The organism is Amycolatopsis heterodermiae, assembly GCF_034929455.1.
Lineage (GTDB): Bacteria > Actinomycetota > Actinomycetes > Mycobacteriales > Pseudonocardiaceae > Amycolatopsis > Amycolatopsis heterodermiae.
The window spans coordinates 1-14,016 of the sequence record NZ_JAYFSI010000011.1; the positions used below are offsets into that span (position 1 = coordinate 1).

Below are 14,016 nucleotides of genomic sequence, written 5' to 3' on the forward strand. Positions count from 1 at the left end.
CCTGGAGCCGGGTCAGCCGGTCGAGCACTCGCTGACCACCGCGGACCTGCTCGGCGTCGACGAGGAAACGTTGAAGCCGAACCGGCAGGAACGTCGTCTGGACGCCGGGTACAACGGCTGGTGGTCCTGCCTGATCCCGTATGAGGTCGTGCAGGCCACCGGGTATCCGATGCCGTTCTTCTTCCAGTGGGACGACGCGGAGTACTCCTACCGCGCCCGCGCCCACGGCTTCCCGACCGTCACCCTGCCGGGGGCGGGGGTGTGGCACGCGGACTTCCACATGAAGGACTGGGACGAGTGGCACCGCTACTTCAACCTGCGCAACTCCATCATCACCGCGGCGCTGCACTCGCCGTTCAACCTGAACCTGCTCTCCCGCGTGCTGCTGGCCCAGCTGGTGCGGTACCTGCTGGGGATGCAGTACGGGCTGTCGGCGACGTTGATCAAGGCCGTGGAGGACTTCCTCGAAGGTCCTGAGGTGCTGCGTGACGGTGGTGTGGAGGCGATGAAGGAGATCCGCCGGATCCGGGACCAGTACCCGGAGACCAAGCGGCACAAGGCCACCGACGTCCCGGGCATCGCCTCCAACGACATCGGCATCATCAACAGCGCGCCGCCGCCCAGCCGGACCCTCGTGGTCCTGCTCAAGCGGCTGCTCGACCAGACCAGGGGCCGGCACCGGTTCGGCCTGGGTGCCGTCCCGGCCGACGAGGCCCACTGGTGGCACGTCGCGCTGTTCTCGACCGTCGTCGTCACCGACGCGAACCAGGACGGCGTCCGCGTCCGCTCCTACGACCGGGCGAAGACGTTCGAACTGGCCAAGCGCGGCGTCCGGGTGATCCAGCGGCTACGCAGGAAAGGTGCGGCCGTTCAGGAGCAGTACCAGCGCGCGATGCCGGAGCTGACGTCCCGGGAGAACTGGGCGCGGCTCTACGCGAGCTGACGCTCCGCTCATCCGAGCGATCAAGGAATTCGCCTGGACGCCAGACTGCGCCGGAGGCCGGGGAGGCCATAGGGTTCGGTCATGAAGGTCGGCCTGCTCACCCGGGAGTACCCGCCGGAGGTCTACGGCGGAGCCGGGGTTCACGTGGAGTTCCTCGCCCGGGAGTTGCGGTCGCTGGTCGATCTCGACGTGCACTGCTGGGGCCCGGACCGCCCGGACGCGACCGGGCACACCGACCCGCACGGCTACCGCCAGCCCGCGTTCACGACCATGGACATCGCCGTCTCGATGGCGAACGCCCTCGAAGGCCACGACCTCGCGCACAGCCACACCTGGTACGCGAACCTGGCCGGCCACCTGGCGAAGATGACCTACGGCATCCCCCACGTCGTCACCGCGCATTCGCTGGAGCCGCTGCGGCCGTGGAAGGCCGAGCAGCTCGGCGGGGGCTACCGGGTGTCGTCGTGGATCGAGCGCGAGGCCTACGAGTCGGCCGACGCGATCGTCGCGGTCAGCGGCGGCATGCGCCAGGACGTGCTGACCGCGTACCCGGCCGTGCCGCCCGAGCGCGTCCACGTGATCCACAACGGCATCGACACCACGCTCTACCGGCCCGACCCGGGCACCGACGTCCTGGCGAAGCACGGCATCGACCCGGACCGGCCGTACGTGCTGTTCGTCGGGCGGATCACCCGGCAGAAGGGCGTCCCGCACCTGGTCAGGGCCGGTGCGGCCCTCGACCCGGGCACGCAGCTGGTGCTGTGCGCGGGCGGCGCGGACACCCCCGAGCTGGACGCCGAGTTCCGCGGGCTGGTCGCCGACCTCGAGAAGACCCGCACCGGCGTCCGCTGGATCCCGGAGATGCTGCCGCGCCCCGAGGTCGTCCAGCTGCTAACCCACGCCGCGGTGTTCGCCTGCCCGTCGGTCTACGAGCCGCTCGGCATCGTGAACCTGGAGGCGGCGGCGTGCGGCACGGCCGTGGTCGCCAGCGACGTCGGCGGGATCCCGGAGGTCGTCGACGACGGCCGGACCGGCCTGCTGGTGCACTACGACGAGGCGGACACCGCCGGGTACGAGGCGCGGCTGGGCGCGGCCCTCAACGAGCTGGTGGGCGACCCGGACCGGGCCGCCGCGATGGGTACCGCCGGCCGCGAGCGCGCGGTCGGCGAGTTCGGCTGGAAGGCGATCGCCGAGCAGACGGTCGCCCTCTACGAAGCGTGCGGGAGGTCCTCGTGAACAGTGGAGCCGACGTTCTGGGCATCGTGCTCGCGGGCGGCGAGGGCAAGCGCCTGATGCCGCTCACCGCCGACCGCGCCAAACCCGCCGTGCCGTTCGGGGGTGTGCACCGGCTGGTCGACTTCGTGCTGTCGAACCTGGTGCACGGCGGGATCCGGCGGCTGTGCGTGCTGACGCAGTACAAGTCGCACTCGCTCGACCGGCACATCTCGACCACGTGGCGGCTCTCGGCCCTCACCGGCGAGTACGTCACGCCGGTGCCGGCGCAGCAGCGGCTGGGCCCGCGCTGGTACCAGGGCAGCGCCGACGCGATCCACCAGAGTCTCAACCTGGTCTACGACGAGGACCCCGAGTACATCGCGGTGTTCGGCGCGGACAACATCTACCGGATGGACCCCCGGCAGATGCTGGAGACCCACATCTCCTCGGGCGCCGGCGTCACGGTCGCCGGGATCCGGGTGCCGCGCGCCGAGGCGAGCTCGTTCGGCGTCATCCGGACGACCGACGGCCTGATGATCGACGCGTTCATGGAGAAGCCCGCCGACCCGCCGGGGCTGCCCGACTCCCCCGAGGAGTCGTTCGTGTCGATGGGCAACTACATCTTCACGACGAAGGTGATGCTGGAGGCGCTGCACGCCGACGCGGAGAACGCGGCGTCGCACCACGACATGGGCCGCGACATCATCCCGGCGCTGGTGAAGTCCGGCGAGGCGGCGGTCTACGACTTCAGCGGCAACGTCGTCCCGGGGGAGACCGAGCGCGACCACGGCTACTGGCGCGACGTCGGGACGATCGACAGCTACTACGACGCGCACACCGACCTGATCTCGACGCACCCGATCTTCAACCTCTACAACCGCAAGTGGCCGATCCTGGCCCACCCCGGCCAGCGGGCGGCGGCGAAGTTCGTCGAAGGCGGCTCGGCCAACCAGTCGATCATCAGCAACGGCTGCATCATCTCCGGCGCGCAGGTCGTCGACTCGGTGCTCTCCCCCGACGTCCTGGTCGAGCACGGCGCGGTGGTGCAGGGCTCGGTGCTGCTCGACGGGGCCCGGGTGGGCCGCGGCGCGGTGGTGCGGCGGGCGATCCTGGACAAGAACGTGGTGGTCCCGCCGGGCGCGCACATCGGGGTGGACCTGGCCCGCGACCGCGGGCACTACCACGTGAGCGAGGGCGGGATCGTGGTGCTGGGCAAGGGGGAGCGCGCCATCTGAGGCGCTGGGCAGGCCGCCTGGCCGGTCAGGACCCGGCGGCGGCGGAGATCCGCTCGACGACCTGGCGCGGGTCGATGCCCCAACGCTCGGCCAGCTCCGAGATCGAGGCTCCCGCCGCGTACTCGGCGGCGATCATGCTGTTGACCACGCCTGCCAACGTCCTACTCCTCACCCGCAGATGCACGTGCAGCCAAGATGCTACATGTTCCGCGCGGACGTCGAACAATCTGCCTCAGATCCCGAGTGTGCCGGTGTGGTCAGCGCGCCGCTTTGCCCTCGCCCGCGGGTTTCCCGGGCTTCGTGTTCTCCCCCGCCCCCTTGCGGGCCGCGTTCGCCACGGCGTCGAAGATGGGCGTCGGCTCACCGTCGTCGGACTTCGAACGCTCTTCGCGCGATGTGCGCAATTCCTCTCCCACACGCTCAGTTTCTGTGACCCCGGCCGGTTTCGCTCGGGCAACACCGAAAATCGCCCGGCCGGGGGATCACCCGTACCGCGGTGCCTTTCCGCGGCATTTTCCGCTTGCGCGCATTTCCGCACGTCACGCAATTCCGGGCGGCCCGGGGAATATCCCGGGGGTCCGGCGGGATTGCACCGGGCATGAAAGCTGTCGTCTACCGCCGCGCAGGCGGACCCGAGGTGCTGACGCTGTCCGAGCGGGACGTCGCGGAGCCCGGGCCCGGCGAGGTCCGCGTCCGGCTCGTGGTGTCCGCCGTCAACCCCACCGACTGGAAGGCGCGGCAGGGCCGCGGCGTCGAGGCCGGGACCGAAGTGCCCGACACCGTCCCCAACCAGGACGGCGCCGGGATCGTCGACGCGGTCGGCCCGGACGTGACCGGCTTCGCCCCCGGCGATCGCGTGTGGACGCTGCTGGCGGGCACGCACGCGCCGGAGTCCGGCACCGCCCAGGAGTACACGGTGCTGCCCGCCGAAAAGCTCGCCGGGCTGCCCGGCGGCGTCGGCTTCGACGAAGGAGCCGGCTTCGGCATCCCGGCGCTGACCGCGCACCGCGCGCTGACCGTCGCCGAAGACGGCCCGGCACGCCTGTCCCCCGGCGCCCTGGCGGGCAAGACGGTGCTGGTCAGCGGCGGCGCGGGCGCGGTCGGCAACGCCACGATCCAGCTGGGCCGCTGGGCCGGCGCGACGGTGATCGCCACGGTCAGCAGCGACGCGAAGGCTGCACTGGCAACCGCGGCCGGCGCCCAGCACGTGCTGCGCTACCCCGACCCGGAACTGGCGGAGCGGGTCCGCGAAATCGCGCCCGACGGCGTCGACCTGGTGGTCGAGGTCGCCACCGGCGTCAACGCCCCGCTGCACGCGGCGGTCCTGCGCACCCGCGGCACGGTAGCGGCCTACGGCGACGACCGCGGCACGGGCACGATCAGCCTGGAGTTCGGCGCGAACCTCTGGCTGAACACGCGCTACCAGTTCCTGGTGCTCTACACGGTCGGCGCGGACAAACTGCGCGCCGGGGCCGAGGACATCAACGCAGCCTTCGCGGACGGCGCCCTGCGGCTCGGGGACGAGCGCGGGGTGCCGGTGCACCGGTTTTCGCTGGCCGACACGGCGAAGGCGCACATCGCGTCTGAGGAAGGCGCGACTGGGAAGGTGCTGATCGACATCAGCCCGGAGTCGTGAGGTCCGGGGTGACGGCCGGCAGCTCGCCGGCCGTCACCTCCTCGTCACCCCGATACTCGCGCCAGCGGCCGAATGAGCCCATCGACATCAGCCTGGCTCCGCGACCTCCGGGGTAACAGCCAGCGCCGCAAGCAACTCGCCGGCCGTCACCTCTTCGTCGTCGCGGTGGTCGCGCCAGCGGCCGAACAGTTCCTGGGCCGCCGTCAGCAGCGCTGGGGACAGGCCGGCGTCCGTGCACGCGGCCGCGATCTCCGCCATCTCGCCCTCCCAGCGCCAACCCCGCTGCGCCGCGGACTCGAGGGCGCCCGGGGCGCCGAGCGGGGTGTCGCGCCGGACCGCGCCGGCCAGGTCGCGGAACACCTCGTCCACGCCGTGGTGGGCCGCGAGGGCGTGGGCCTGCGCGGCGAGCGCGTAGGTCAGCTTGTTGTACGACGCGAACGCGAGCTTGAGCGCCGAAGCCCGCCCGACCGGGCCGTCGAGCACGATGGGCCGCAGGAGGGTCCCCTCGAAAAGGCTTTCCACGCGCCCGGCGTCCGGTCCGGACAGGTAGAGCCGCGTGGAGCCGTCGTGGCGCGGCGGCGGCCCGACGATCCCGCCGTCCACGACGGACGCCTGGCCGCGGAACAGGTCCTCGATCTCCTGGGCGTGCCCGGGGCTGATGGCGTTCGCGTCCAGGTAGACACCCGCGAACCCACTCGCGGCGACCTCCCGGGCGACATCCACGGCGGACGCGGGCGGGCAGATGCTGAGCACGACGTCGCAGCCGGCGAGGTCGTCGGCCTGGGTGAACCCGGCGTCCTCGGCGCGACGGCGGGTGGCGGGCCCGCGTCCGGCGGGCAGCCAGCGGACGGGAACGCCCCGGTGCACCAGCAGCGCGCCGACCGCCGCGCCCATCGCCCCCGGGTGCAGCACCCCGACGGAAATCTTCACGTGTGCTCCTTTCACGGCTTCGAGACCCAGCGTAGGCAGAGTTCGCGCAGGGGGCCGACGAGCACTTCCGGCTCCCCTAGACTCGGCGGCGTGACCGATCTCGCCACGACCAGGCGTTCCCTGCACGGCGTCGCCGAGCTGCTGCTGGCGGGTCCGCAGCACCGGGCGAGCGGCCGGATCGAGCTGCGCGTGGCCGAGGGCGGCTTCGCCACCGTCGTCGCGCCGGACCTGCGGGTCGACGGCACCGAGCTGGTGACGAACTCGGTGCGCGTCCCACTGGCCGGCCGTACCTACCTCGACGTCGCCGCGGCGGCCGGGCTGACGGCGGGGGAACCCGAAGGGGTCTACTCGGGCGGCCCCGGCGTCCGCCCCGGCGAGACGATCGCCTTCGACGCGGCGTCACTGACGGCCCTGCTGCGGGGTTTCGCCGACGGCGACCGCGCGCTGCGGGAGTTCGCGCCGGACGCGACGCCGGTGCTGTGGCCGGAGCACTTCGACGTCGCGATCACCGTGGACGAGGTCAACTACGGCGTCTCCCCCGGCGACGGGTACCTCGGCGAGCCGTACGCCTACGTCGGGCCGTTCGAGCCGCGGGAGGGCGAGTTCTGGAACGCCCCCTTCGGCGCGGCCCGGCCGCTGAGCGACCTCGACGGCCCGATCACGGAGTTCTTCCGGGCCGGCCGCGAACAGCTTTGACGTGTCGGCCGCGCGCCCGGTCTTCGGCCGCCGCGGCCCACTGCGGGAACGCGAACTCGAAGCCCGCGTCCAGCACCACCCGGCGGCTCTTCAGGAGCGGCTCCGTGTCGCTGCGCAGGACGAACGCGGCCATCCAGCGGGCGGCGGGCAGCCCGTACGGTCGTCCCCCGCGACCGACCGTACCGGAGGAGTTGAACGCGTTCAAATACCCTCGTGAGCAGCGACGAGGTCGAGGAGCGTGTGCAGGGCCCGGCTCGGCGGCTTGGTGCTCGCGGAGACGAGGTTGAGCGGCCAGTCCAGGCCCGCGCCGGCCAGCGGCAGCGAGACGACGTCCGCCTCGTCGGCTTCGGGCAGCTCCGGGATGACCGCGATCCCCAGGCCGGCGCGGACGTACCCGGGCACGGTCCGCAGGTCGGCGACCTCGACGGTGACGCGCCGGGGCGAGCCCAGCGCGTCGTAGGCGCGGTCCACCAGGACCCGGTTGCCGAAGCCGCGGGGCATGTCCACGAAGGACTCGCCCGCGAGGCTCTCGAGCCGGATCTCCCGCTCGCGCGCCAGCGGATGACCGACGGGCAGCAGCGCGACGAACGGCCGGGTTTCGAGGCTCCGGACGTCCAGGCCGGGCAGGTCCGCGCCGGGCAGGCCGACCAGCGCGGCGTCGAGGCGGCCCTGGCGGACGTCCTCGGCCAGGCCGGTCGAGCCGGTGATCGACACCGTGACCTGGATGTCCACCAGCGGGTAGCGGCGGTGGAACGCGCCGAGCAGGCCCGGCAGGTCGACGCTGCCGATCGAGGTCAGCGTGCCGATCCGGAGGCTGCCGCGCAGGCCCGCCGACGCCTCCTGGACCGTCGCGCGGGCGCGTTCGAGGGCTTCGATCGCCGCCTTGGCCTCGGGCAGGAACGCGACGCCGGCCGCCGACAGCGCGACCCTGCGGGTGGACCGGTCGAACAGCCGGGCGCCGAGCTCCGTCTCCAGCGCCCGGACCGCGGCCGACACGGTGGACTGCACCGCGTACAGCCGCTGGGCGGCCCGGGTGAAACTGAGCTCCTCGGCGACGGCGACGAAGTACTCGAGCTGGCGCGTCTCCATACGCGCCAACTTATCGCTTGATCCGATAACTGGCACCACAACTCTTCGTTGGACTTGGTGAGTCAGCGGGTTCATGGTGGAAGGCGGAAGATCCGTAGACCAGGAGGTCAGCATGTCCGCCACCGTCACCCCGGCCCGGCCCGCCGCGCGCCCGCGGGTGAGCCACGGCCTGGGGTTCCGCATCATCGCCGTCGCCTTCGCGACCGCGCTCGCGTTCTCGACCGTCCCCACCCCGCTGTACGCGCTTTACCAGCAGCGCGACGGCTTTCCGACCTTCGTCGTCACCGTCGTCTTCGCCGCCTACGCGGTCGGCGTGATGCTGAGCCTCTACCTGGCCGGGCACGTCAGCGACTGGCTGGGCCGCCGCCGCGTCATCGTCGCCGGGCTGCTGGCCGAGGCCGTCGCCGCGGCCCTGTTCCTGCTGTGGCCGGACGTCCCGGGCCTGATCGTCGCCCGGCTGATCAGCGGCGCCGGGATCGGCGCGCTCACCGCGACCGCCACCGCGCACCTGTCCGAGCTGCGCGCGCAGGCGAACCCGGACGCCGACGCCGGGCGGTCCGGCCTGATCACGACCGTGGTCAACGCCGGCGGCCTCGCCCTCGGCCCGCTGGTCGGCGGGTTCTTCGCGCGGTTCGCCGGCCAGCCACTGCACACGCCGTTCACGGTCTTCCTGATCGTGCTGCTCGTCGAGGCGATCGCGGTGAGCCTGGTGCCGGAAACCGTCGAACGGCTGGAGGAGCGCCCCGCCTACCGCCCGCAGCGGCTCTCGCTGCCGCCGGCCGCCCGGTCCGAGTTCACCGGCGCCGCGATCGGCGTGTTCGGCGCGTTCGCGATCAGCGGCCTGTTCATGGCGCTCGCCCCCTCGCTGCTGGTGCAGGAGCTGCACCAGACTTCGCGGCTGCTGGCCGGCATCGCGCCGTTCGTGATGCTCGGCAGCGCCGCGGTCGTCCAGATCGTGTTCGCCCGCGCCGGCACGCGCCCGCAGCTTCAGGCCGGGTACGTGCTGATGGGCGTCGGCCTGGTGCTGCTGGCGGTGTCGGCTTTCGCCGCCTCCCTCCCGCTCTTCTTCGTGGCTGCGGTGCTCGGCGGCGCCGGGTTCGGCCTGGGCTTCCGGGCGGGTGTCGGGACCGTCGCCGCGCTCGCCGACCCCCTTCGCCGCGGCGAAGTGCTGGCCGCGCTGTTCCTCGCCGCCTACGCGGGCCTGGTCCTGCCGGTGCTGACGACCGGCCTGGCGCTGCTCTGGCTGCCCGGCTCGGTCGTGCTCGCCGGGTTCGCGGTGCTGGAACTGGGGTTGATCGGCTGGTCCGCGCGGCGCACGCTCAGCTGACCGCGGGCCGGGAGCCGGCGGACGACCGCCGCGTCAGGAGCCGCCGATGTCCCCCTCGCCGATCGTCACGGGAGCCGACGGCTCGGCGGAGTCGCTCGACGCCGTCCGGTGGGCGGCGCGGGCGGCCCGGCTGCACGGCCGTCCGCTGGAGATCCGGCACGCGCTGGATTTCCCGGCTCTGCTCGCGGGCGGCGAGGTGCCCCCACCCGAGGACATGCTGGACGCGCTGCGCGCCCGCGGCCACCGGGCCCTGAGGACCGCGCAGGAGCTGGCCGGGGCGCAGGGCATGCCGGACGCGGTCACCCGGCTCGACCCGGATCGCGCCGCGCAGTCGCTGATCGAGGCGTCGAGGACCGCGGCGTTGCTGGTGGTCGGCGCGTCCGGGCGGGGCCGGTGCGCCGGGCCGCTCGCCGGCTCGGTCGCCGCGGCGATCGGCACCCACGGGCGCTGCGACACGGTCGTCGTCCGCGGCGACCGCTGGGACGAGCCGGACGCGGACGGCCCGGTCGTCACGGGCATCGACGGCAGCGACACCGGGAGGCGGGTGCTCGCGACGGCGCTGGCCGAAGCTCGGGCCCGCGAGGTGCCACTGGTGGTGCTGCACGCGTGGGCCGACGAGCCACCCGCGGAGCTGGACCGCCAAGCCGTCGCCGAAGCCGGCCGGCGGTTGCTGGACGCGCGGGTCCCGGACACCGGCGACGTCGAGGTGGCGCGGGTGGTGGTGCCGGCGCACCCGCGGCGTGAGCTGGTCGAGCGCAGCGCGGCGGCCCAGCTGGTGGTGCTGGGCGACCGCGGCCGCGGCGGCTTCCCGGGGCTGCTGCTGGGCTCGACCGCCCAGGCCCTGCTGCACAACGCGGGCTGCCCGGTCCTGCTGGTCCGCACGGCGGGGCCGCCCGTCCGGCCGTAGGTTGGACCGGGTGATCGCTCCCCTCATCGACGTCGTCCTCGACCGGACGGCGACCGGGTACACCCGCTTCGGCTACTTGCTGCGCCGGCCGCACTGGCGCTCCGGCGACCCCGCACCCGGTTCCCTGAAGGGGAAGGTCGCGCTGGTGACCGGCGCGGGTTCCGGGCTGGGCCAGGCGTGCGCGGTGGAGCTGGCCCGGCTGGGCGCGTCGGTCGTCATGCTGGTCCGCGACCTCGGCCGCGGCGAGCCCGCCCGCGACGACGTCCTCGCCCGGGTGCCCGGCGCCGACGTCCGGCTCGCGCAGTGCGACCTGTCGAGCCTGGCCTCCGTGCGCGCCTGCGCCCCGGAGTTCGCCCGCGTGGACGTCCTGATCCACAACGCCGGCACACTCCCGCCTGAGCGCACGGAAACCGAGGACGGGCACGAAGTCACGCTCGCCACCCACGTCCTCGGCCCGCTGCTGCTGACCGAACTGCTCCGGCCCGCGCTCGGCGACGGCCGGGTGATCTTCATGTCGTCGGGCGGGATGTACACCCAGGCCCTGGCCGCGGACGACCCGGAATACCGGTCAGGCACCTACCGCGGCGCCGTCGCTTACGCGCGCACGAAACGGATGCAGGTCGAGCTGACCCCGCTCTTGGCCCAGCGCTGGGGCCTGGCCGTGCACAGCTGTCACCCGGGCTGGGCCGACACCCCGGGCTTATCCAGCTCGCTCCCGGCGTTCCGGCGCCTGACCCGGCCGTTCCTCCGCACGGCCGCGCAGGGCGCCGACACCGCCGTCTGGCTCGCCGCGACCGAGCCGCCGCCCCCGGCGGGCCGCTTCTGGCACGACCGGCGCCCGCGTCCGGAGCACCTGCTCCCCCGCACCCGCCCCAGTGAGGCGCAGGTCCGGGAACTGCTGGCGTACTGCCTGGAAGCCGTCGGCGAAACGCCGTAAACGCTCGCCCGGTACGACGTATCCCACGCGCTGCGTTCCGCTCCTGTAGACCGAACGCGGACTCGTCCGCGGTGAAGGGGCGGGGATGAGCGGGAACACCGCGCGGGGCGTGGATCTCGGGGTGCTGGGGCCGTTCGAGGTCGGGGTCGGCGGGGAGCCGGTGGACGTGGGCGGGCCACGGCTGCGCACGCTGCTGGCCGTGCTGGCGGCCGAGGCCGGCCGGGTCGTCAGTGTCGGCGCGCTCGGGCGGGCGCTGTGGGGTGACCGGCCGCCCGACCAGGTCGACCGGACCGTGCGGACGTACCTTTCGCGGCTGCGCAAGCCTTTCGACCCGCCGCTGATCCTGACCCGGCCGCCGGGGTACGTGCTGCACGTGCCGCCGCAGGCCATCGACGCGGTGCGGTTCGAGCAGCTCGCCGCGGAGGGGCGGCGCGCGCTCGCCGCCGGCGACGCGACCACCGCGCGCACGCACCTGACCGCCGCGCTGGACCTGTGGCGCGGGACCGCCTACGGCGAGTTCGACGAGGTCGAAGTGCTGGCCGCGGAAGGGATGCGGCTGGAACGGGTGCGCCACAACACCGTGCAGGACCGGATCGACGCCGACCTCGCGGCGGGCGAGGACACCGGGCTGATCGCGGAGCTGGAGGTGCTGACCGCCGCGTTCCCCGGCCACGAACGGCTTTGGGCGCAGCTGATGACCGCCCTCTACCGGGCCGGGCGCCAGGGCGACGCGCTCGAGACGTTCCGCCGGGCCCGCCGCGGGCTGGTCAGCGCGTCCGGCCTGGAACCCTCACCGGTGCTCACCGAGGTGCACCGGCGGGTCCTCGCCCACGACCCCGGCCTGCTCGCCGAGCGCCCGCGGGAGGCGATCGAGATCCCGGCCGTGGACCCGCTGACCGCCGGAGAGCACGCGCTGCTCGAAGAAGGCGACCTCCGCACGAGCCGGGAGCACTTCGAAGAGGCCTACCGCCGCGCCGAGCACACCGGGGACGTCGACACCCTCGCGCACGCCGTGCTCGGGCTGGGCGGGGTGTGGGTGCACGAGCACCGGACGTCGGCCGCGTCGACGGTGCTGCTGACCCGGCTGCGGCAGGTGCTGGGCCGCGTCGACCCGGCGTCCCCGCTCGGCCTCCGGCTCCGGACCCGGCTGACCGGCGAGCTGGACTACCAGGACGGGGCGTACGGCCGGATCCTCGCGCTGACCGCGGAAACCCGGGCGGCCGGTGATCCCGTCGCGCACGCCGAGGCGCTGAGCCTGGCCCACCACTGCGTGCTCGGCCCGGACCACGCCGCCCTGCGCCGCTCGCTGGCCTCCGAGCTGATCGGGGTGAGCGCGCGGCGGACCGACCTCGTCATGGGGGTCGTGTGGGACACCGTCGACCGGTTCCTGGCCGCCGATCCGCACGCCGAACGGCGGCTCAGCGAGCTCAAGGACCTGCTGGCCACGCGGAAGCACCTGGCGGCCGGGTTCGTGGCCGCGTCCCTCGAGGTGATGCTGGCGATCCGGGCGGGCCGGTTCGCCGAGGCCGAAGCCGGCGCGCAGGCGTGCGCCCTGCTCGGCGAGGTGGCGGGCGATCCCGACGCGCTCGGCTGGTACGGCGCGCAGCTGGTGGCCATCCGGTGGTTCCAGAACCGGCTCGGGGAGCTTGTCCCGGTGCTGGACCAGCTGATGCACTCCCCCACGCTCAGCACCATCGACAACTCCTACTACGCGGCGCTGGCCGCGGCCGCCGCCTCGGCGGGCGACCGCCGCACGGCCGTGGGCGCCCTGGCGCGTCTCTGCGGCGACGACGTCGGGGCGCTGCCCCGTTCCAGCACCTGGCTGCTTTCCCTGTGCGGCGCGGCGGAAACGGCGTACCTGGTGGACGACCCCGAGACGGCGGCGCGGGTCTACGACCTGCTCAAGCCGTTCGGCCACCTGCCGGTGATGGCCAGCCTCGGAGTCGCCTGCTTCGGCTCGGCCCACTACCCACTGGGCACGGCGGCCCTGGCCACCGGCGACGCCGACCGGGCCGTGACACACCTGCGGACGGCCGTCCAGCACAACCTGGCCCTGTCCCATTGGCCGGCGGTGGTGTTCTCCCGCCGGAGGCACGCCGAAGCCCTGACCCGCCGAGGCCGCCCGGGCGACAGTGCGGCCGCCGACCGTGAATTGGCTGCGGCGGAAGAGGAAGCTCATGCTCTTGATGGGGAGCTCACTTCGCCATGCCGATGACGAGTACGCCGCGCCCGTGCGCCGCGGAGGGGGATGTCCACGCCCTGAACGGCGAACTCACCTCGCCGCGACGGTGACCATCACCAGCGATGCGCCCGCCAGCGCCAGGTACGCGACCGGGGCGCCGATCGTGCGCAACGCCCGGGCCCGCACGTGTGCCCCGACCGCGCCGACGAAGAACAAGACCAAGCCGATCGCCGCGGCGGTGCCCAGCGCCGTCCACCCGGCCAGGCCCGCGGCGAGCCCGGCCGCGCCCGCGAGCTTCAGCAGGCCCAACGCAGGCACCCAACCGGGCGGCACGTCGACCGCGGCGGAGTTGGCCAGCACGAAACGCGCACGGGCGAGGTCCGCGACCGCGATCCCGGCGTTCGCCGCGATGGTCACCAGGGTGACGACGAAGTAGGCGATGGTCATCGGCAAAGTCCTTGCGTCGGAAGCGGTTACGCCTCCTCGACGGACCGGACGCACCGAAGGTGACCGGGGTCAGCGAGCAGCGGAACGCCCTGCCTCCGTACCAGGCCCCGCCCAAGGCCCGGCCAACCGGAACAGCGGGCTCAACGCCGCGAGGTCCAACGCCCGCCGCACCACGCTGGACGGGCGGACCACCAGCTCCGTCCCCGCCTCCGCGCAGCGGGACCGCAACCGGGTCAGCGTCGCCATTCCGGTCACCCCGCAAAAGCCGACCCCCGTCAGGTCGGCGACCAGCCGCTCCGGCGCGTCACGCACCGCACGGTCCAGTTCCGCCTCCAGCGCTCGGCGGGTGGACATGTCGACCTCGCCTGTCACCGTGACGCGCAGGGTTCCCGGTGCGGGCTCGGACGTCGACGCGGTCAGCATCAGGCCCGGGGTCTCGGTCAAGGTGGGGCTCCTTCCGGCGGATGATCAC

Annotated in this window: 14 protein-coding genes and 1 pseudogene; 9 read left to right on the top strand and 6 right to left on the bottom strand. The window is 73.6% G+C overall.

All coding sequences use genetic code 11. From position 1 onward, the window contains the following. The 3 genes and pseudogenes from VA596_RS35825 to glgC form a co-directional block, all read left to right on the top strand. A pseudogene (locus VA596_RS35825) lies at positions 1–943 on the top strand (glycosyltransferase); the annotation flags it as partial. An 81-nt stretch (positions 944–1,024) separates the two neighbouring features. Then, on the top strand, positions 1,025–2,179 hold the full coding sequence (gene glgA / locus VA596_RS35830) for a glycogen synthase (protein WP_323333105.1): 1,155 nt from the start codon (positions 1,025–1,027) through the stop codon (positions 2,177–2,179). Further along, on the top strand, positions 2,176–3,393 hold the full coding sequence (gene glgC, locus VA596_RS35835; RefSeq protein ID WP_323333106.1) for a glucose-1-phosphate adenylyltransferase: 1,218 nt from the start codon (positions 2,176–2,178) through the stop codon (positions 3,391–3,393). The genes glgA and glgC overlap by 4 nt, the downstream gene beginning before the upstream one ends. A 25-nt stretch (positions 3,394–3,418) precedes the next feature. Here the strand turns inward: glgC and VA596_RS35840 are convergent, their stop codons facing one another. Next, entirely contained in the window at positions 3,419–3,550 is a 132-nt protein-coding gene (locus tag VA596_RS35840; protein ID WP_323333108.1) for a hypothetical protein, read from the bottom strand. Positions 3,551–3,650: 100 nt separating this feature from the next. Next, positions 3,651–3,797, bottom strand: coding sequence for a hypothetical protein (locus tag VA596_RS35845; RefSeq protein ID WP_323333110.1), 147 nt, complete (start codon positions 3,795–3,797; stop codon positions 3,651–3,653). A 194-nt stretch (positions 3,798–3,991) separates the two neighbouring features. Here VA596_RS35845 and VA596_RS35850 point away from each other — a divergent pair, with 194 nt between their 5' ends. Beyond that, positions 3,992–5,029 (top strand): NADPH:quinone reductase, encoded by a 1,038-nt coding sequence (locus VA596_RS35850; protein WP_323333112.1) that lies wholly within the window; start codon positions 3,992–3,994, stop codon positions 5,027–5,029. Between the two features lie 87 nt (positions 5,030–5,116). Here VA596_RS35850 and VA596_RS35855 read toward each other — a convergent pair whose 3' ends face one another. Continuing rightward, on the bottom strand, positions 5,117–5,959 hold the full coding sequence (locus VA596_RS35855) for an NAD(P)-dependent oxidoreductase (RefSeq protein ID WP_323333113.1): 843 nt from the start codon (positions 5,957–5,959) through the stop codon (positions 5,117–5,119). A 90-nt stretch (positions 5,960–6,049) separates the two neighbouring features. Here VA596_RS35855 and VA596_RS35860 point away from each other — a divergent pair, with 90 nt between their 5' ends. After that, the gene (locus tag VA596_RS35860; RefSeq protein WP_323333115.1) at positions 6,050–6,655 is read left to right on the top strand and encodes a hypothetical protein; all 606 of its coding nucleotides are present in this window, start codon (positions 6,050–6,052) and stop codon (positions 6,653–6,655) included. A 201-nt stretch (positions 6,656–6,856) separates the two neighbouring features. On the opposite strand, the gene VA596_RS35865 is transcribed toward VA596_RS35860, so the two are convergent. Next, complete coding sequence (locus VA596_RS35865) at positions 6,857–7,744, bottom strand: LysR family transcriptional regulator (RefSeq protein ID WP_323333117.1); 888 nt, start codon at positions 7,742–7,744, stop codon at positions 6,857–6,859. A 112-nt stretch (positions 7,745–7,856) separates the two neighbouring features. Between VA596_RS35865 and VA596_RS35870 the strand changes: the two genes are divergently transcribed. The 4 genes from VA596_RS35870 to VA596_RS35885 all read left to right on the top strand — a co-directional run bounded on the left by VA596_RS35870 (position 7,857) and on the right by VA596_RS35885 (position 13,130). Next, the gene (locus VA596_RS35870) at positions 7,857–9,071 is read left to right on the top strand and encodes an MFS transporter (RefSeq protein WP_323333119.1); all 1,215 of its coding nucleotides are present in this window, start codon (positions 7,857–7,859) and stop codon (positions 9,069–9,071) included. A 46-nt stretch (positions 9,072–9,117) separates the two neighbouring features. Beyond that, entirely contained in the window at positions 9,118–9,978 is an 861-nt protein-coding gene (locus VA596_RS35875) for a universal stress protein (protein ID WP_323333121.1), read from the top strand. A 10-nt stretch (positions 9,979–9,988) separates the two neighbouring features. Further along, on the top strand, positions 9,989–10,915 hold the full coding sequence (locus VA596_RS35880; protein ID WP_323333123.1) for an SDR family NAD(P)-dependent oxidoreductase: 927 nt from the start codon (positions 9,989–9,991) through the stop codon (positions 10,913–10,915). A gap of 85 nt (positions 10,916–11,000) precedes the next feature. Further along, the gene (locus VA596_RS35885) at positions 11,001–13,130 is read left to right on the top strand and encodes an AfsR/SARP family transcriptional regulator (protein WP_323333124.1); all 2,130 of its coding nucleotides are present in this window, start codon (positions 11,001–11,003) and stop codon (positions 13,128–13,130) included. 57 nt (positions 13,131–13,187) lie between these two features. Here the strand turns inward: VA596_RS35885 and VA596_RS35890 are convergent, their stop codons facing one another. Further along, positions 13,188–13,544: a DoxX family protein gene (locus VA596_RS35890; protein WP_323333126.1), complete on the bottom strand. Its 357-nt coding sequence runs from the start codon at positions 13,542–13,544 to the stop codon at positions 13,188–13,190. A 69-nt stretch (positions 13,545–13,613) separates the two neighbouring features. Next, the gene (locus VA596_RS35895; protein WP_323333127.1) at positions 13,614–13,988 is read right to left on the bottom strand and encodes an STAS domain-containing protein; all 375 of its coding nucleotides are present in this window, start codon (positions 13,986–13,988) and stop codon (positions 13,614–13,616) included. Between the last annotated feature and the right edge of the window lie 28 nt (positions 13,989–14,016).

What these genes read in the sequence shown, in the direction of transcription:
- VA596_RS35890 (WP_323333126.1), bottom strand. Translation starts at nt 13,544, where the DNA reads ATGACCATCGCCTACTTCGTCGTCACCCTGGTGACCATCGCGGCGAAC.
- VA596_RS35875 (WP_323333121.1), top strand. Translation starts at nt 9,118, where the DNA reads ATGTCCCCCTCGCCGATCGTCACGGGAGCCGACGGCTCGGCGGAGTCG.
- VA596_RS35865 (WP_323333117.1), bottom strand. Translation starts at nt 7,744, where the DNA reads ATGGAGACGCGCCAGCTCGAGTACTTCGTCGCCGTCGCCGAGGAGCTC.
- VA596_RS35885 (WP_323333124.1), top strand. Translation starts at nt 11,001, where the DNA reads ATGAGCGGGAACACCGCGCGGGGCGTGGATCTCGGGGTGCTGGGGCCG.
- VA596_RS35850 (WP_323333112.1), top strand. Translation starts at nt 3,992, where the DNA reads ATGAAAGCTGTCGTCTACCGCCGCGCAGGCGGACCCGAGGTGCTGACG.
- glgA (WP_323333105.1), top strand. Translation starts at nt 1,025, where the DNA reads ATGAAGGTCGGCCTGCTCACCCGGGAGTACCCGCCGGAGGTCTACGGC.
- VA596_RS35870 (WP_323333119.1), top strand. Translation starts at nt 7,857, where the DNA reads ATGTCCGCCACCGTCACCCCGGCCCGGCCCGCCGCGCGCCCGCGGGTG.